The sequence below is a fragment of the Paenibacillus sp. J5 genome (assembly GCF_054955055.1).
In genome coordinates, this window is record NZ_JBUEDD010000019.1 from 32,432 (window position 1) to 50,285 (window position 17,854).

At 55.2% G+C, this 17,854-nt stretch carries 15 protein-coding genes; all 15 read right to left on the reverse strand.

Annotation, left to right across the window (positions count from 1 at the left end; genetic code table 11):
* Positions 1 to 17: 17 nt before the first annotated feature.
* A complete protein-coding gene (locus ACY1JZ_RS25200; RefSeq protein WP_462631507.1) occupies positions 18 to 2,033 on the reverse strand; it encodes an oligosaccharide flippase family protein in 2,016 nt (671 codons plus the stop codon).
* Between the two features lie 427 nt (positions 2,034 to 2,460).
* Positions 2,461 to 3,003 carry a stage V sporulation protein T gene (gene spoVT, locus ACY1JZ_RS25205; protein WP_270167091.1) on the reverse strand — a complete coding sequence of 181 codons (543 nt, stop codon included), beginning with the start codon at positions 3,001 to 3,003 and terminating at the stop codon, positions 2,461 to 2,463.
* A gap of 268 nt (positions 3,004 to 3,271) precedes the next feature.
* Complete coding sequence (locus tag ACY1JZ_RS25210; protein WP_462631508.1) at positions 3,272 to 3,463, reverse strand: hypothetical protein; 192 nt, start codon at positions 3,461 to 3,463, stop codon at positions 3,272 to 3,274.
* Between the two features lie 311 nt (positions 3,464 to 3,774).
* Positions 3,775 to 4,470: an urea ABC transporter ATP-binding subunit UrtE gene (urtE, locus tag ACY1JZ_RS25215; RefSeq protein WP_462631509.1), complete on the reverse strand. Its 696-nt coding sequence runs from the start codon at positions 4,468 to 4,470 to the stop codon at positions 3,775 to 3,777.
* Positions 4,448 to 5,245 carry an urea ABC transporter ATP-binding protein UrtD gene (gene urtD, locus ACY1JZ_RS25220; protein ID WP_270167087.1) on the reverse strand — a complete coding sequence of 266 codons (798 nt, stop codon included), beginning with the start codon at positions 5,243 to 5,245 and terminating at the stop codon, positions 4,448 to 4,450. Before urtD ends, urtE begins: the two co-directional genes overlap by 23 nt.
* Positions 5,199 to 6,299 (reverse strand): urea ABC transporter permease subunit UrtC, encoded by a 1,101-nt coding sequence (gene urtC / locus ACY1JZ_RS25225; RefSeq protein WP_462631510.1) that lies wholly within the window; start codon positions 6,297 to 6,299, stop codon positions 5,199 to 5,201. Before urtC ends, urtD begins: the two co-directional genes overlap by 47 nt.
* Positions 6,300 to 6,394: 95 nt before the next feature.
* A complete protein-coding gene (gene urtB, locus ACY1JZ_RS25230) occupies positions 6,395 to 7,300 on the reverse strand; it encodes an urea ABC transporter permease subunit UrtB (protein WP_462631512.1) in 906 nt (301 codons plus the stop codon).
* 207 nt (positions 7,301 to 7,507) lie between these two features.
* Positions 7,508 to 8,782, reverse strand: coding sequence for an urea ABC transporter substrate-binding protein (gene urtA / locus ACY1JZ_RS25235; protein WP_462631513.1), 1,275 nt, complete (start codon positions 8,780 to 8,782; stop codon positions 7,508 to 7,510).
* Between the two features lie 331 nt (positions 8,783 to 9,113).
* Positions 9,114 to 10,226 (reverse strand): peptidylprolyl isomerase, encoded by a 1,113-nt coding sequence (locus ACY1JZ_RS25240; protein WP_462631514.1) that lies wholly within the window; start codon positions 10,224 to 10,226, stop codon positions 9,114 to 9,116.
* Positions 10,213 to 13,743, reverse strand: a complete 3,531-nt coding sequence (gene mfd / locus ACY1JZ_RS25245) for a transcription-repair coupling factor (protein ID WP_462631515.1) — start codon at positions 13,741 to 13,743, stop codon at positions 10,213 to 10,215. Before mfd ends, ACY1JZ_RS25240 begins: the two co-directional genes overlap by 14 nt.
* A gap of 209 nt (positions 13,744 to 13,952) precedes the next feature.
* A complete protein-coding gene (locus ACY1JZ_RS25250; RefSeq protein WP_270167080.1) occupies positions 13,953 to 14,183 on the reverse strand; it encodes an anti-sigma-F factor Fin family protein in 231 nt (76 codons plus the stop codon).
* Between the two features lie 64 nt (positions 14,184 to 14,247).
* A complete protein-coding gene (gene pth, locus ACY1JZ_RS25255; protein ID WP_462631516.1) occupies positions 14,248 to 14,808 on the reverse strand; it encodes an aminoacyl-tRNA hydrolase in 561 nt (186 codons plus the stop codon).
* 405 nt (positions 14,809 to 15,213) lie between these two features.
* Positions 15,214 to 15,867 carry a 50S ribosomal protein L25/general stress protein Ctc gene (locus ACY1JZ_RS25260; protein WP_462631518.1) on the reverse strand — a complete coding sequence of 218 codons (654 nt, stop codon included), beginning with the start codon at positions 15,865 to 15,867 and terminating at the stop codon, positions 15,214 to 15,216.
* Positions 15,868 to 15,949: 82 nt separating this feature from the next.
* Positions 15,950 to 17,344 carry a bifunctional UDP-N-acetylglucosamine diphosphorylase/glucosamine-1-phosphate N-acetyltransferase GlmU gene (gene glmU / locus ACY1JZ_RS25265; protein WP_462631519.1) on the reverse strand — a complete coding sequence of 465 codons (1,395 nt, stop codon included), beginning with the start codon at positions 17,342 to 17,344 and terminating at the stop codon, positions 15,950 to 15,952.
* 219 nt (positions 17,345 to 17,563) lie between these two features.
* A complete protein-coding gene (gene spoVG / locus ACY1JZ_RS25270) occupies positions 17,564 to 17,851 on the reverse strand; it encodes a septation regulator SpoVG (RefSeq protein ID WP_270167073.1) in 288 nt (95 codons plus the stop codon).
* Positions 17,852 to 17,854: the final 3 nt, after the last annotated feature.

The window sequence follows — 17,854 nt, forward strand, 5'->3', positions numbered from 1 at the left end:
CGCTTCATCTCCCTCTCTTATTCTTCGCGCCGCAGCAGACGCATGCGGCGCAGCAGCCCGGCGAGCTTCTCGCCGCCGGGCAGCGCGCGCAGCTCGCGCGCGCTGAGGCCGCCGCCTGCGATCAGCGCGGCGGCGAATACAGCGGCGCCGACGGCTACGCCCGTCAGCGCCAATATGGCCGCTGCGATGCGCAGCGGCAGCTCTCCGAGCAGCTCGTGATACGCGCGCTCGACGAGCCATAGCGCCGCGGCCATGCACGCGAGCGCCCCCAGTGTGCCCGCCACGTAGATGCGGGCGGGCAGATGCGCCTTGGCGGCGCGCACCGCCGCCACAGCGCCGGGCAGAGCCGCGGCGCTGAGCGCGAGCACGCCAGCATAGGCGGCGCCCTCGATGCCGTATGCCGGCACGAGCACGGCATTGAGCAGCGCCTTCAGCAGCGCGGCCACGAGCAGCAGCAGCGCGGGCAGGCGCACGCGGCCCAGCCCTTGCAGCAGCGCTGCGGTGACAGCGTTGAGCGCGCCGGCAAGCGCGGTGGCGCTCACCCACGCGAAGGCCACAGTGGCCTGGCTGTCGGCGTAGAGCAGGACATTGATCGGCTCCGCCAGCCAGACGAGGCCGACTGTCGCTGCCGCGCCAAGCCACCAGGTCAGGCGCAGCATCAGCTCCGCCTGGACAGCGGCTGCGCGCAGATCCTGGCGCTGCCGCGCCGCAGCGAGCGCCGGGACGAGCGCCGCCGCTGCGCTGCCCGCCACCATGACGACCAGTTGCACGAGCGGCTGGCCGCGGCTATACAGGCCGAACTGGGTCATCAGTTCGGCCCCGCTCGCCCCGGCGCGGGCGAGCAGGCGCGGCACCGTGATGGCGTCGACGATGCCCGCGATTGGCACCGCCAGCGAGCCGATCGCCACTGGTGCAGCCAGCAGCGCGAGGCGGCGCATCTCCGCCAGCAGCGGCTGGGCGCGCAGGCGGCGCAGCAGGCGGCCGCCCTGTGGCAGAGCCGCTGCCGGCAGGGCGGCTGCGCTCGGCTGGGCTGTGCCTGGCTGGGCGGCGATGCCATGGTCGCCTGCCTGCACGCCAGGCTCACCCGCGGCGGCTGCACTGTGCTGGCGGGCTGCCAGTGGCGAAGGCTCCGAAGGCGAAGGCTCCGGGGGCAATGCCCCTCTCTGCCTGCCATACTCCGCGCCGCGCGTGATGGCAGCCCGGGCTTCCTGGCCGCTCGCATCGGCCGCGCGTTCCGCTCCCCGCCGGGCTGCTCCGCCAGCAGGCCACGCGGACCCCGGCCCAGTACCGCGCGCCCACATCAACAGCACGACCAGCCCGGCGACTCCACCCACGGCGCTGCCCGCCATAGCTCCCGCAGCAATCCCGCTCTCCGACCAGCCAGCGCTTAGGCCGAGCAGGAGCATGCCGACGATCGCCGCTACCCGCAACGATTGCTCCGCGATCTGGGATACAGCAGAGGGCAGCATCTGCTGCTGTCCCTGATAGTAGCCACGCAGCGCACCGACCGCTGGGACGAACCACAAGCCGAGCGAGGCCATTCGGATCGCCCAGAGCGTATCTGGATCGCCCAGCCAATGCGAGACGTCCCCGGACAACCACCACATCAGGCCACAGCCGAGCAGACCTCCACAAGCAAGCAACAGCAGTCCGGCATGGAGCACGCGGCGCATCCCTTCTTGATCCTCTGCTTCATGATGTCTGGCAATCATCAAGGAGACCGCCACAGGGATTCCGGCTGTGGACAGATACAGCAACAACTGATAGATCGGATAGACCGCGTTATAGATGCCGAATACCCGGTCGCCTGCCAGGTTTTGGAGCGGGATTTTCTGCAGCGTGCCCAGCACCTTGCTGAGCAGCGCCGCACCGCCGAGCAATGCCGCCCCTCGCAGCCACTGGCTGCTCTTACTGCCCGCTTCGCGTTGAGCGCTTGCGGCGGCTGGCTCCTGTTGTTCCCCGCCGGGGTTCATCCCTGGAATCCCATCCTGATTGTGCTGGTCGGGACGCTTTAATCGATTGTTTGTGCTCATTGCTTCCGCAGCACCTGCCTATCTGCAGCACTGGAGTCCAATTGCCGCTTACTCAACTATCCGGCTTCACATTTCTCCATTATACTGCATAACCGCCTGGCACGCTTCTCTGTCTCTTCAGACTGTACTCCACCTGCAACCCCTTCATCACACGATCAAATAAGACTTATTACCTAGTCCTTTAGACTCACAATGAATCCCTTGTCGCACAGCACAATCTTTAGGGAACCGTCCGCTTGGATCATGTCGCCCGCTATGGAGCTCGTCCTCCTGAGCCGCAATACACCGCGGTCGTTGCCCCGGCTTAATGCGTCCCCTCCTCCGTCAACAACGTCATTGCATGCCAAAAAGCTTCCTCAGCTTGGTGGTCCGTTCTAGCACCTCCCCGCTGTGGAAGCTTTCATGCTTCAACCTATCTAGAGCAGTGCTACTGCTCCATCTGCTTTGCAAGAAAACCGGCAGCCGTCTCCGCCATTTTTACTTCCATCTCGCCCATTTTCACGGACTCATCCTTACTGACCATCACTACCGTACCGATCGGGTCGCCGCTTGCTACGATAGGCGCAGCCACAAGAGAGGTGTACGTCTCGCTGAAATCCTTCACCAGCTCTTGAGTTGTGCTGCCCGCCTCAAGCACTGTCCTGCGATTCTCCATACAATTCTCCAGCAATTGCCCGATCTGCTTGTCCAGATATTCCTTCTTGGAAGCACCGGCCAACGTAATAATCGAATCCCTGTCGGAAATCATGGTAATATGGTTGGTACTCTCGAATAGCGACTCGGCGTATTCCTTCGCAAAATCCCCCAGTTCACCAATTGGAGAATACTTCTTCAGAATAACCTCTCCATCACGATCGACAAAAATTTCAAGCGGGTCGCCTTCACGGATGCGCAGCGTCCGGCGGATTTCCTTGGGAATGACCACTCGGCCGAGATCATCGATACGACGAACGATTCCTGTTGCTTTCATTTCATGTTGCCCCACTTTCGCCAAAAATTTGTATTCCGCTGATAAGACAAGCCAGATAGACACCTACAAGAGGCGACCCTCTGTGCAGCCAGGCTTAGCTTGAATCGGCTCAGCTCCAGATGGTGCAGGGAGACATAAGAAGCATGTCCAATGACCTATCCAGCTCAGCCCGGTGAATTCTTTTCGAATCTGACCATAGTATTCATCCCCTCCCAATATCTTATACATGTCCATAATTAAATGGCGAAATGGCTGGCCAGAAACTTGTTCAGGTATTTCTTCTTCTAAAGAGCAGATTGGTGAGAGTACCGAAAACAGCACTCACGCAGACGGAGGCCAATAATATTTTTCCAATAATTAAAATGATGGATTGGCCCGACCCACTTGTTACATTTACAGCTAAACCTAAAAAGGCAACAATGAAGAAGAGGATATAATCCTTTTTTCTGAGATTCCCCACAACAAAATTCCTCCCTAACACTCCAATATGACAATTCTCTGTTCTGACCAATAGGTAGAAACGAGAAAATCTGTCATTAGTCTATTCGCTCTGATCCTGCTATTGTCCTTCGAATCTGCCAGTTCCAGCGCTACTCGTTGGTCATAAACTCATAAAGGGGGCTACCCAGAACATGCTGGGCGCCCCCTTTCTATGATGAAGCCACGATCGATATTGTACATTCGATGATTGAATCGATGCATCATGGAACTTTCTTTATCCTCTTCATTCTCCTGTGGCCGGGTTAAACATGTGGGATAACGTCCGGGAGTTTACACAGTTAGATAGCGCCGAACGACATCCTCCGTCAGATGATCCCGTTCCCCCTCCCAAGCCATGGATCCCTTCTCCAATATATAGAAGTAGTCACCGACACGCCTGACGAAGTCCAGGCTCTGCTCCACCAGCAGAATGGCTGTCTTCCCATCGCTCTTAATGGATCGAATGACATCGCGAATGTCGTCCACAATGGACGGCTGAATGCCCTCGCACGGCTCATCGAGCAGCAGCAGATCCGGGCTGGAGGCCAGCGCCCGCGCCAGGGCAAGCTGCTGCTGCTGACCGCCGCTGAGGTCTCCCCCACGCCGTGCATATATTGTAGGGAGCACCGGAAATTGGGCGATCGCCTCCTCCGGGATCGTCTTCGTCCGCTGCTTGCAGGCCTCCAGCCCGAGCAGAATATTCTCATGCACGGTTAACTGCGCGAACACTTCCCGTCCCTGCGGCACATAGCCGATACCGCTGCGTGCACGCCGAGCGGGGGCGGCCCGCGTCAGATCCATCTGATTGTAGACTACGCTCCCTCTGCGCGCCTTGATCAGCCCCATAATCGACTTCATTAGCGTCGTCTTTCCGACCCCATTGCGCCCGAGCAAGCATACCACCTGACCGGGCTTGATCTGCAGCGACACCTCACGCAATATAACACTCTCTCCATACCCGGCTTCAAGCTGTCGAACGGCTAGCATGGCTATCCACCCGCTTTCTGCCGAGATAGACCTCCGCGACATGCTCATCTCTTTGCACCTCTTCCATCGTGCCTTCCTTGAGCAGCCTCCCCTCGTGCATGACGGTCACTTTACTTGCATAGTTTCGAACAAACTCCATGTCATGCTCTACGACAACGATTGAACGCTGCGCCGCAATGTGATGCAGCAGCTCCCCTGTCTTATCCGTTTCCTTATCCGTCATGCCCGCCACCGGTTCATCGAGCAGCAGCACCTCCGGCTCCTGCAACAGCATCATGCCGATCTCCAGCCACTGCTTCTCGCCGTGAGACAGGCCGCCTGCCCGCCAAGCTGATCGGCGCTCCAACCCTATCAATTGCAGTTGATCACCGATCCGCTCTCGCTCCTCCGTCGTCAGCCTCGCCCTTAGGGTTGCGAACAGGCCACGCCGCTGTTGCATGGCAATCTCCAGATTCTCGAGCACGGTTAGTGTAGGAAATATGGATGGTGCCTGGAACTTTCGGCCAATGCCCAGCTCTGCAATCTGATGCTCCTTGCGCCTCGTAAGGTCTGTCGTCCCTTGGAACAGCACCTTGCCAGACACCGGCTTCACCTTGCCGCAGATGACATCAAGTATCGTCGTCTTGCCCGCGCCGTTAGGCCCGATCAGAAATCGCAGCTCCTTGCGCTCCAGCTCCAGGTTCATGCCGGTCACTGCCTTGAAGCCGTCGAATTCCACCGACACCTCCTTACACTGCAGAATGACGGACGGGTGGTTCATGCTCAGCTTGCTCATACGGGCTCTGCCTCCTTTTTGGCCATCTCCATTTACCTATCAAGCCTACCGCCCCTTTGGGGAGGAAGACGACCACGATTACGAACAACCCGCCCAGGAAGAATAGCCAGGCATCGGGATATGTTTCGCTGAAGACGCTCTTGGCATAATTCAGCACGATCGCGCCCAGCGCTGCGCCAACCAACGTACCTCTGCCGCCAATCGCTACCCACAGCACCATTTCTATCGAGGGGACGATCGCCATCATAGACGGCGAGATAATACCGACATGGAGCACGAACAGCATGCCACCCAGACCAGCCAGCACGGCAGATACCGAGAAGACAAACATCTGGTAGATCGCAGGATTGTAACCGATGAACCGCGCCCGGTTCTCCCCGTCGCGAATCGCGCGGAGCACCTTGCCAAGTCGACTGGCAACAATATACCGGCATAGAACAAACATCGCCAGCAGCAGCGCCGCAGTTGCCCAGTATAGCAGCCGCTTCGTCTCCGGCGCACCGAGCGGAGCACCGAGCACGGTGCTGAAGCCGGTTAGGCCATTCGTCCCTCCTGTCAATGCCTGCTGCCCGATGAACAGGGTCGTTGTAATAAGAACCAGCGCCTGGGTCAGAATGGTGAAATAGACGCCTCTAATCCGATTGCGGAAGGTGAAGAAGCCCAGGAGCAGCGCGAGCAGAACCGGCAGCAGGATGCCGGCGGCAGCGGCGAACCAGAAGCTCTCGAACGGCTTCCAAAATAGCGGAAGCTGTGTGAGTCCGCTCCAGTTCATAAAATCCGGCAGCTTTCCTCCACTGGCCTCCAGCTTCAGATACATTCCCATCGCATACGCACCCAGTCCGAAGAATACGCCGTGTCCGAGGCTGAGGATGCCGGTATAGCCCCAGATCAGATCCAGGCCGAGCGCCACCATGGCGAAGGCCAAAAATTTGGCCAGCAGGTTCAACCGAAAATCACTCATATAAAGCGGAGCGGAGAACAGCGCGGCAGCAGCAGCCGCGTATCCGATTAATATATAGATACGTTGTGGTGTAAGTGGACTTCTCTGCGCCATATCCCATCACCTCATTTGTATTTGTTACCCTCTTGCTGCTAGGACGTGTCTTCAAACCCGCTCAAGGGCATCCTTCATCGCCTTTTCGCCACGTACTAATCCAGAGCTCTTGACTTCATCGCGACCAGTCCCTTCGGCCGCCATTGCAGGAAGGCGACGATGCCGAGAAAGACCAGCACCTTGCCCAGCGAGGCCGTCGTCCAATATTCAAGCATCGTATTCGTCAGGCCGATGCCGAGCGCGCCGAAGATCGTGCCCGCCAGCTTGCCGACGCCGCCAAGCACCACCACCATGAACGCATCGACAATATAGTACGTCCCAAGCGCTGGCCCGATCGGGCCGAGCAGCGTCAGCGCACAGCCTGCGATCCCCGCGATTCCCGAACCGATCGCGAAGGTCATCGCATCGACTCGGCGGGTCGATATGCCAAGGCAGGCCGCCATATCGCGGTTCTGCATGACCGCCCGCATTCTCCGTCCGGCATGGCTGCGATAGATATAGAGGAACATGGCAAGGAGCGTGACAGCGACAAGCCCGATGATGAATAACCGTTTGTAAGGGAGGACGACGCCATCCATCAGCTTGAGGCCGCCCTCCAGCCAGGCGGGGCTTTTGACCGCTACGTTCGGTGCGCCGAAGATCGTGCGAGCCAACTGCTGCAGCATGAGCGCAATTCCCCAGGTGGCGAGCAGGCTATCAAGCGGGCGCCCGTAGAGGAAACGGATGAGGGTGCTCTCCAGCAGCAGACCCAATAGAAAAGCGATGAGGAAGCTGACCGGAACTGCCAGCAGGAAGTAGCTATCAAATAAGGAGGGAGGGAGATAACTCGCGAACATCTGTTGTGTGATATACGTCGCATACGCGCCGATCATAATCAACTCGCCATGCGCCATATTAATAACATTCATCAAGCCAAATGTAATCGCCAGTCCCAGTGCAATCAGCAGCAGGATCGAGCTAACGCTCAAGCCATTGAACAATTGGAGAATTGTAAGTTCCATCCGATCACCTCTTATCATGTGCATGCCCCATCCAGTGCTGTGCGCATCGCAGCCTATAGGCCTTGGCTTCTGTCTGGGCGCGCGGTGTTTGGCTGCGTAACGGGTCCAGGGTGTGTCTTCTAACTCCGACGGGAGCAGATTTCTCCGAATTTCCGTTCTTGGTCAGGCACGTTCTCGCAGGCGTACCGGGGGTACGTCAAGCTGGGTCTAAGGCGTACCCAAGCTGGCCGCCCACTCATAACCACTCAGGTACGGGTCGGGCTTGACAGGCTCGCCGGAATTCCACAGCTCCTTGAACTGGCCATCCATCTGCACTTCGCCAATGCGAACTGTTTTGTAGATATGCTGATTGTCGCCGTCTATCGTAACCTTGCCGCCCGGAGCATCCCACTCCAGTCCTTTGGCCGCCTCCTTCACCGCTGCGACATCGGTTGTGCCCGCCTTCTTCACAGCTTCAGCCCATAGATAGACGGCCGTATAACCGGCCTCAATCGGGTCAGCAGTGACGCGGTCAGCCCCATATGCCTGCTTATAATGATCAACGAACGCCTTATTGGCCTCCGTATCGGTGGTCTGATAGTAATTCCATGCTGCCAGATGGCCTGCCAGCACGTCGACTCCGATCCCGCGAATCTCCTCCTCAGCGACCGACACGGACAGGGTGGTTATATCACTGGCGGAGATCCCCGCATCCTTCCACTGCTTGAAGAAGGCTACATTGCTGTCCCCGTTCAGCGTGTTGAAGATAACATCCGGCTTAGCCTGCTGAATCTTGGCGATCAGCGTACTGTAATCGGTATGTCCTAGCGGTGTATACTCCTCTCCGACCCATTCGCCTCCCTCAGCCTTCAGTTGCTCCTTAATAATCTTGTTGGCTGTCTGCGGGAAGACATAGTCAGAGCCGAGCAGGAAGAACCTCTTGCCCCGATTCTCAAGCAGCCACGTCACAGCGGGAACAATCTGCTGATTTGTCGTCGCTCCGGTATAGAAGATGTTCGGCGAGGCCTCCAGTCCCTCGTACTGCACGGGATACCAGAGCAACCCGCCAAGCTCCTCAAATACCGGCAGCATCGCCTTCCGGCTGGCAGACGTCCAGCCGCCGAACACAGTCGCCACCTTATCCTCGGACAGCAGCTTGCGAGCCTTCTCAGCGAAGGTCGGCCAATCGGATGCGCCGTCCTCCAGCACAGGAACCAGTTGTTTCCCCAGCACGCCCCCGGCTGCATTGATCTCTGCAATCGCCATCAGCTCCGCATCCTTGACAGATACTTCGCTGATGGACATCGTACCGCTCAGAGAATGGAGAATGCCGACCTTAATAACATCCTCATCTCCTCCATCCGCACCATCTCCCCCAGTTATGGCATCCGTAGAAGCAGGCTTGTTATTCCCCGTCCCTCCACTGCCGCTTCCACAGCCCGTGAGCATCACACACACCGTCAAGACACACAATGCCCATACCAACACCCGATTTTTCCCCATCGTCCCACTCCCCTACAATTTTTCTCTAATTCCGAACATTGTTATTAATGGATGTTTCTTTATTTCGTGTTTATTATAGAGTGCGGAAATATTTAATGTCAACTAAATTAACACAAAAAACCCATTTGGTTATATTTAATCAATTTTCAATCAAAAATGGGATGATTTAAGTCTTGAAAATGAAGTTTTCAATCATTTAACATTAGAGAAAGTTATTTAAAGTTACATATAAGTAACATTATGAAGAGGCGTTGCATTTTCCCCTGAGATTCTAATCGTGGATTGCCAAAAAAAAGAAGAAGCCCCTGAGAGCTTCTCCTTCTGTTCATTGCTATTGTGTTTTTGCCGCTCCGTCATCCGTAGCTGGAGCCTCTTCCTTCGTGCCCTCCGTGTCTGAGGACGGAGCTTCTGTTGCGGGCTGCTCCTGAGGCAGATTGACGCTCTCCAGAAGCCCTGGCAGCTCATTGCTCATGAAATCAGAGATGATGGTGCTTGCCAACTGCTGGCGCAACGATGTCTTGGTTGATTCGACCATAGTCTCATAGGTTTGCGACTGACGTTTTTCGACTTGGATGACATGGTAGCCGAACTCCGTCTCCACCGGCTCGCCGATCTCGTTCAGCGGCTGCTTCAACGATGCCTCCCTAAATGCAGTCACATAGCTCTTCACTTCCTTGGATGCATAAAACCCGCCAGTATCCTTAGAGCCTGGGTCATCAGAATATTCCTTGGCGATCTCATCCCAGGCTGCGCCGCCCTTCAGCTTGTCCTTCGCTTCGTTAGCAAGCTTGAGCGCATCTTCCTTGCTGCGTTCGCTGCCGTCATCCTTGGATAAGCCGACTAGCACGTGGCGCACTTCTACCAGAGTAAAGCCCTCTGGGTCTTTATCGAACTCCGCCTTGATTGCTTCCTCCTTCACCTTGCTCTCGGCATCCTTCATCACCGAAACCACCAGATGGTAGAAGCCTTTGGTTTCTTCTAGAGTCAGTCCAGCCTTATCCATCGCTTCCTTCATCTGCGGTTGCTTTTCAATCGCTTCGGAGAACTGCTTCTCGAATTCATCCGCATCCTTGTCCGCTTCCTTCTTGGTGGTGTCGTCAATGTCTGCGAACAAAATTTTGTAGCCGACATATTCCTTGAGGAACTGCTCTTTGTATTGCGGGATGCTGAGCATCATCGCGTATTGCTGGTTCATGAAGCCGAAGAACGTCGCGTATTTGTTGAATTCCGCTTCCGTTACCGTACCGCCCTTATAGGTCGCGATCACATTGCCGTTATCCGCAGGCTTTTCTCCGCCGGTCTGCGTTGTTGGCTCCTTTGTGCCTCCTTCGGTACTGGTCTCGCTTTTCTTGCCGCAAGCCGTAGCAACCGTCATGACGATCAGCACAGCCGCAATGAGCAGCACGAGACTGCGCCAAGACGATTTGCTTTTATTTTGCAACATCCTGTAGTTCCCCTTTCGATTTGATGGCTTCCTTACATTGTATCAGAAACCGTTCTAATATAGCCAACTTGGACTCATCCTCCAGCCCCTGACCACGCAACTGCACGATGATGCCCAGCTCCTGCGGCTGATTCAAGCGCTTGATTCGATTGTCATATTGACTGCAGAGCTGATCGATCTTCTTCTTGTCCAGATTGCCGCTCTCCGCCTCAGCGAAACGAACGGTCAGCTCCTCGCCGCGCTGACTAATCTGTTCTATGCCATAGTGACGACCATACACCTTCAGCCTGGTCACTGTCAGCAGATTATGAACCGCTGGCGGCAAGTCTCCGAAGCGATCCACAAGCTCCTCGCGCAGATCCTCGCTCTCCTCGATGGAGCGCACGACCGCCACCTTCTTGTAAATCTCAATCTTCTGAATACTATCGTAGATATAATCCGATGGCAGATACGCATCCATGCTGAGATCAATCTGTGTCTGGACTTCCTTAACCTGTACCGTCTGCTCGCCGTACATCTCGGCCTTGCGCTTGGCAATCTCCTCCGCCAGCATCTGGGAGTAGAGATCGAATCCGACAGAGGCGATAAACCCATGCTGCTCCGCACCTAGCAGGTTGCCTGCACCGCGGATCGACAAGTCGCGCATCGCGATCTTGAAGCCCGATCCTAGCTCCGTGAACTCCTTAATCGATTGCAGCCGCTTCTCCGCCACCTCGGTCAGCACCTTGTCCTTCTGATAGGTGAAATACGCGTAGGCGATCCGGTTGGAACGGCCTACCCTGCCGCGAAGCTGATACAACTGAGACAGTCCCATCTTATCCGCATCATGCACAATGAGCGTATTAACATTCGGAATGTCAACGCCCGTCTCGATAATGCTTGTGCTGACCAGCACATCGGATTCGCCATCGAGAAAATCCAGAATCGTCTTCTCCAGCTCCTGCTCCGACATCTGACCGTGACCAACCGCCACACGGGCTCCCGGCACCAGTGCAGCAATGTTCTCGGCCATCTGATAGATGCCCTGCACACGATTATACAGATAGTACACCTGTCCTCCGCGCGCCAGCTCGCGCTCGATCGATTCGCGCACCAGCGAAGGGCTGTACTCCACCACATAGGTCTGTACAGGGAACCGGTTCTCCGGCGGCGTCTCGATAACAGACAGATCACGCACGCCAAGCATCGACATGTGAAGCGTCCGCGGGATAGGTGTTGCCGTCAGAGTCAGCACATCCACATTGGTCTTGAGCTTCTTCAGCTTCTCCTTATGCGATACCCCAAAGCGCTGCTCCTCATCGACGATAAGGATGCCCAGGTCCTTGAAGACGACATCCTGCGAGAGCAGCCGGTGCGTACCGATGACCACATCGACTGTACCTGCCTTCAGACCCTTCATCGTCTCCGTCTGCTCCTTGCGCGAGCGGAATCGGCTAAGCACCTGAATATTGAACGGATAGCCGGAGAAGCGCTCACGGAACGTCTCATAATGCTGCTGCGCCAGGATCGTCGTCGGCACAAGCACCGCCACCTGCTTGCCCTCGATAGCCGCCTTGAAGGCCGCTCGCACCGCCACCTCGGTCTTGCCATAGCCTACGTCTCCACATAACAGACGATCCATCGGCCTCGGCGTCTCCATATCCTTCTTGATCTCCTCGATCGCACGCAACTGATCGCGTGTCTCATCGTAGGGGAACATCGACTCGAATTCCTGCTGATAAGGCGTATCCTTGCCGAATGCAAAGCCAGGGGAAGCCTGCCGCTGAGCATACAGCTTGATCAGATCGTCGGCTATATCCTGCACGCTCGACTTGACCTTGTTCTTCACTCTTGCCCATTCGTTGCCGCCTAGCTTGTAGACCTTCGGCTCCTTGTCCTCGGACCCGACATACTTTTGAATCAGATCGATCTGGTCGATCGGCACAGACAGCTTGTCGCCGCCGGCATACAGGATATGCAGGTAGTCCTTATGGATACCGCCAATCTCCAGCGTGCCGATACCCAGATATTTACCGATGCCGTGATTTTGGTGAACGACATAATCGCCCACCTTCAGTTCGGTATAGCTCTTGATCCGCTCCGCATTGTCTATCTTCTTATCGACGCGGCGAGCCTTACGCTGCTTCTGCGAGAACATCTCGCCCTCGGTAATGACGACTAGATGCACAGACGGCAGCTCGAACCCGGTCTGCAGGTTGCCCTCAAGCAGTACAGGCGGATCAATGCTGTAATCCTGAAGCACACGCCGCATACGATCCATACGCTCGGCGTTGCCCGCCAGCATGATAACGTTTGCACCGGATTTTTTCCAACGATCCATCTCCGCCTTGAGCACATTCATCTGGCCATGGAAATTCTGCATGGCTCTGCAGGTAAAATTGACGATATTCTGTGGCTGGGTATGTGGAATCTGCCGAAGAAATAACGACATGAACACGGTAGGGAAAGATCGTGTATATAAAATTTCATCCGTGTTGCGAGACAATACAAAACCCGGAAGGGACTTGCCATTCTGCAGCAGATGAGTAGCCCACTCCGCCTCATCCCGTTCCAATTGGCGCGCCGTCTCTATGATGCGGGTCGGCTCATCAATAATCAGTATAGCGTCCTCGGCAATGTAGTCCAGCAAGGTCTGGCGCTCCGGGTAGAGCAGCGAGATATATTTATAGATTTCCGGGAAATAGAGCTGCTGCTTGAGCTTCTCAATCTCCGCGCCGATCTCCTCTCGCATCCTGTCCTTCGCCATCCGGTCAGACATCTTCTCCAGTTGCGCTTCTAGCAAGCTCTGCGCATGCTGAGCAGCCGCAAGCTGGCGTTGCTCATCTGCTAGAATCTCCTTGCATAACGGGACGACATATTCATTCAGCTTGTCAATCGAACGCTGGTCTGCCGGGTCGAAGGTTCGGATCGAGTCAATCTCATCGTCAAACCACTCCAGTCGGTAGCCATGAGGCTCCGTCAATGGATAGAAATCAACCAGACCTCCGCGTACACTTAGCTCGCCCTTGGCTTCCACCCGATCGACTCTCTCGTAGCCAAGCTCTACCATTCGTTTCAAGAACTCTTCCATTGGCAGATTCATGCCGACCTTAACGGCGATCTGCGCATCGCTCATGACTTCTCGGGCAGGCAGATAGCGTCTGACCCCGGAGAAAGGAACGACAACAACCCCGCGAAAGCCTCTGGACAACCGAACAAGCACATTAATGCGCTCTGCCAGCGTCTCCGGGCTGGAGATCGCCGCTTCAGCAGCCACCAGTTCATTAGCGGGATATAACAATACATCATCCGCAGACAGACACTCCTGCAGATCCTCAGCAATCTTCTGGGCAGCAAACATATTATGGGTCATAATCAGCAGCGGTCGGTCCAGCTCCTGCCTCATCACACTCGCCATTACCTGGCGTGCGGAGCCTGTAAGGCCGGATACCATCTGCTCCTTCATTCCCTGGCGGATGCCCGCAATGATGTGCTGCACATCCTGATCTGCTGCAAAAGCTTCAATTAACGCTTTCAATCCTGTTGGCACCTCGTTTCTTGTACCGACCTAATACAGCTCCCTGCCGCTATTGTCTTCCATCCCATCAACATAAAACGGCAGCCACCGCACGGGTCAGGAGCAGCGGCCGCGTAACTGCTTGCCAGCGTAAACGGCTTTGCCTAAGGTCATGGCAAAGCTGTCATCATGCTGTAAATTTCTGTTTTATTCTATCTTTAATTCCCAATCTACTGCAATGGATTAGAGACCAGCAGCAGCTCAGGGTTCGCCTCAATGGCCTCGCTGCAATAGTCGCAGACCACTTTGACGGTCACATCGCCATTTTGGTTATACGCTATTATATCGCTGCGCTCCTCAGGGGTCAAGAAATGAAACCCTGTCCGGGCTTCTGTGGCGGCCTGCCCGGATAGGGTGCCGAGCGGCGTCTTGCAGTGACGGCAAACGTAATTAACAGCCATTTTATTCCTCCTGGAGATCGGTTATACCTCCAGTATGCCCAATAGCAGGTCATTCAACGCATCACTAACGGTTGAACTTGCCCATCGTCTCCTCGAATGGATGCGTCAAGGCATACTCGATGCTATCGCAAGCGTAGGCTATCATATCCTGCAGAAGCGGCTGTTCACGCTTGGCAAAGTTAGAGAGCACATAATCCGAGATGATCTCCCCTGGCTGAGGTCGTGATATGCCCATCCGCACCCGGTTGAAGCTCTGTGTGCCGACATGGGCGATAATTGACTTGATTCCGTTATGCCCCCCAGCGCTGCCCTGGTAACGCAGCCGGATTCGTCCCAGCTCCGTGTCCAGATCGTCATATACGATCAATCCGTCGTCCAGATCCGTCTTATAGAAATCCATCAGCGCACGCACCGACTCGCCGGACAGATTCATATAGGTCATCGGTTTAAGCAGGATAATCTTGGTGCCTCTAACATTACCTTCTCCTGCAAGCCCTTTGAATTTGCTTTGGTTCAGCTTAATGTCCCAGCGCTTCGCTAACTCATCGACAACCATGAAGCCTACATTATGCCGTGTTCCCTGGTAGGACATCCCCGGGTTTCCGAGACCTACAATCCATTTCATGCTGACAATCTCCCTTATATAAATTATTTTTTTTTAATGCAACGTTTACCTGTTTCTATTTGTCTTCTATATGAGGTGATATTCATGGCTAAGATGCCTATATACGAATTCGGGCAAGCAGAAGAGCTATATTTCCATGGACAGCTATTGTACGAAGATATTCACTTTAAAGATCATATGGAGCATCTCATCCCTATTCAGGTTTATTCCATCGGATGTCATACAGACATTGGGTTCATTGAACAATACTGTCCGAATTATGTCAAGGTTAATCATATTTTCTACCCACGCACTCAATTTACCTTTGTATCGCGACCGGGCTATTAATAGAATCGCAGCCTCCACAAGCAGCACAATAAAAGAGCCGGCCCCATGCGGGCCAGCCCCTTTATTGCGCTGCTTCTATTACGAGGATGAGCTGATGTCCTCCATCTTCGCTTCCTCAGAGCGCTGAGCAGCGGCTTCCGCAGCCTCAGCCGCCTCGGCAGCCTCTGCCTCATCAAGCGCCTTCTGCGGAGCCAGAATCGTGACGATGACCAAGTCCCCATCGGCCCTGGCCTCGACGCCTTCAGGAAGCTGCAACTGCTCCAGCAACAGATTCTCGCCAATCTGAAGCTGTGTTATATCAACCTGTATGGATTCGGGAATACGGCTGGGCAAGCATTGAATATCCAGCTCATGTTGAAGCAGTTGCATGATTCCACCTTCCTTAGCCCCCGGCGCCTCACCGACAAGCTCGACGCGAACCGCCGTCCGCACCTCCTCATTCATATTGATCTGATGAAAATCAACATGGACGATCTGTCTGGACAGCGGATCTCGCTGTAGCTCGCCCAGCATCACGGGCTGTGTACCGCCGTTAGGCACTTGTATCTCCAGCACCGCATTCGGAGCAGTACGTAAAATATGTTGAACCTGCTTCGCATCAACCGCCAGCGGGGTCGGCTCCTTCACTTGTCTGCCGTAGATAACACCCGGAATTTTCCCCTCTTGTCTCAGCTTGCGCAGCTCACCCTTGGTTGTAGCCGTGCGTTTCTCGACTTGCAGCATTGTATTCATGCTAGGAAACCTCCTTGTGGTCAAGCTTGGATTCCTATATTTTTACCCTGGCAAGCCGAGAATAAACATGAGAGTTTTTTTATTAATTCTGGCGTTCCTTCTTCGCCTTGGCGCGACTGCGAATCTTGTCCGCATAGCCTGGCTTGTTCACCTGGCGTTCTCTGGCAATCGCCAGATCGCTGTCAGGGACATCATGTGTAATCGTCGAACCCGCCACCACATAGGCTCCATCACCGACCCGTACAGGGGCGATCAGATTGACATTGCTGCCGATGAAGGCGCCATCGCCAATCTCCGTCTTAAATTTGTTATAGCCGTCATAATTGACCGTAATTGCGCCGCAGCCAATGTTGACATCCTTGCCGACCACTGCATCGCCGACATAGCTCAGATGGGACACCTTGCTGCCGTCACCAAGTGTCGCATTTTTGAGCTCCACGAAGTCTCCGATCTTGCAGCCATCGCCTAGCACAGAGCCTGGACGCAGGTTGGCATAAGGCCCGATCGTACAGCGCGAGCCGATCTGTGCGCCCTTGAGCATCGAATGATGGATGACACTTCCATCTGCTATCCCTGTATCCGTAATATCCGCATGCGGCCCGATAACACAATCCTCGCCAAGCGAGGTCGCTCCACGCAGCACCGTACCTGGGTAGATGACTGAGTCGGCGCCGATGACCACACTGCTCTCAATATAGGTCGCCGCCGGGTCGATAATCGTCACACCGTTGAGCAGATGACGCTTCATAATTCGGGCTCTCATACTGCGCTCCGCCTCTGCCAGCGCCACACGATCGTTTACACCAATCGCTTCATCCGCATCCGGCGTACAATACGCCTGGATGATGTCCCCCTGCTGCTGCAGGATACCGATGACATCCGTCAAGTAATACTCGCCTTGAGCATTACTGTTCGTTACCTTGGCAAGCGCTGCGAACAGCTTTTGATTATCGAAGCAATAGGTACCGGTGTTGATCTCCCTGACCGCTGCTTCCTGGGGATTGCAATCCTTATGCTCCACGATCTTCTCGACCTCACCGCCCTCGCCGCGAATAACGCGGCCATAGCCGGTGGGATCAGGCAGCTCTGCTGTGAGCACTGTCGCTGCTGCTGCACTCGATTCATGCAGTGCCAGCATAGCCAGCACCGTCTCCTTGGAGACGAGCGGCGTGTCGCCACAGATGACGATCGTCGTCCCGGCCTCACCTTCCAGCAGCTCTCTGGACTGCAATACTGCGTGCCCGGTTCCAAGCTGCTCTGCTTGCAGCACGAATTCGGCCTTGTCTCCTAAGACAGACTGCACCATCTCTGCACCATGTCCTACAATTACAACGGAGCGCTCGCATCCAGCCTCCTGCACCATATCCAAAACATGCTGCACCATCGGTGTTCCGCATACCGGATGAAGCACTTTATACAATTTCGATTTCATCCGCTTACCCTGCCCTGCAGCAAGCACAATCGCCATCTTCTTCAATTGCGATTCCTCCCAATATAACCTATGTCGACCTTACTATATCGCATCCGCAGCACCGTGTAAACGTCTGTCCGCCCACTTTCAGCCGCAGATCGGGGCCACCCTCGTCCTTTATGAAAAATCTGAGTTTATTCTAATCTTCGGCCCGACGAAGCCCCCTTACACAAGGAAAAAGGAGCCGCGCACGGCTCCTTTCCCTAATACCCCATAACCTTTACATTATGCACCTTCTTCAATCACTGCTTCTTCTTCCACTGCCGCACGCTCGTATTCAGCTAATACGGCAGCCTGAATCTTTTCGCGGGTGGTTGAGGAGATCGGATGCGCAATATCACGGAATTCTCCATCTGGAGTCCGCTTGCTTGGCATTGCAACAAACATTCCGTTATTACCATCGATGACACGAATATCATGAACAACAAATTCATTGTCAATGGTAATGGAAGCGATCGCTTTCATTCTCCCCTCAGAATTCACACGGCGAAGTCTGACATCGGTAATCTGCACTTG